Below are 946 nucleotides of genomic sequence, written 5' to 3' on the forward strand. Positions count from 1 at the left end.
CGCGAAAACGCTGGCTGATCTGGTGCGGACCGACCGGCACAATCATCGATTGGTCGCCGCCGACACCGTCGAGGTCAAGGCGATCACGGTGATGGCCCGTACGCATCAGAATCTGGTGTGGGCGCGCTCAGCACAACAGAACGTGTTGCGCGCTCAACTGGGCGCCTACTATCCGGCCGCGGTCGATGCCTTCGGCGGCGACCTCGCCCACAAAGACTGCCTGGCGGTGTTGCGTCGCGCTCCCACCCCACGACAGGGAGCGGCACTGACGGTCGCGGCGATCCGATCAGCTCTGAAACAGGGTGGCCGCCAACGCAATACCGATACCCGTGCCCGCGAGATCCAGCAGGCCCTGCGTGGGGGCGGTCATCTGAGCGCACCGGAGGCACTTACCGCAGCGTATGCGGCGACCGTGACCGTGACGGTGAACATGCTGACGACGCTCAACACCCAAATTGATCAACTGGAAACCAGTATGGCCCAGTCTTTTAGAGCGCATCCGGACGCCGAGATCTACCTGTCCATGCCCGGAGTCGGTGACATCACCGGCGCCCGGATGCTTGGCGAGTTCGGGGACGACCCCGAACGCTATGCCACCGCCAAGTCTCGCAGAAACTATGCCGGCACCTCACCACGGACCATCGCCTCAGGCAAAGGGCACGTCGTGCTGGCCCGCCATATCCGCAACACCCGCCTCAACGCCGCCGCCATGGCGATGGCGCAAAGCGCGCTGACCGGCAGTCCCGGCGCCCGCGTCTACTACGACAGCCTGCGAGATCAGAAGAAGTCCCACCCCCAAGCCTTGCGTGCGCTCGCCAACCGGCTCATCGGCATCCTCCACGGCTGCCTCAAACACCGCACCCTCTACAACGAACACACCGCCTGGAACCACCGCGCCAACCTCGCCGCTTGACACCTTGCACCCCTGGGATGTCTTCGTGGCTCG

Annotated in this window: 1 protein-coding gene; it reads left to right on the forward strand. The window is 64.8% G+C overall.

What is annotated here, in order from left to right; all coding sequences use genetic code 11:
* A partial coding sequence (locus tag A9310_RS23335) for an IS110 family transposase (protein ID WP_065632621.1) occupies nucleotides 1-913 on the forward strand: 913 nt, incomplete at its 5' end.
* Nucleotides 914-946 lie beyond the last annotated feature (33 nt).

This window comes from Gordonia sp. UCD-TK1 (assembly GCF_001691435.1).
Classification (GTDB): domain Bacteria; phylum Actinomycetota; class Actinomycetes; order Mycobacteriales; family Mycobacteriaceae; genus Gordonia; species Gordonia hongkongensis.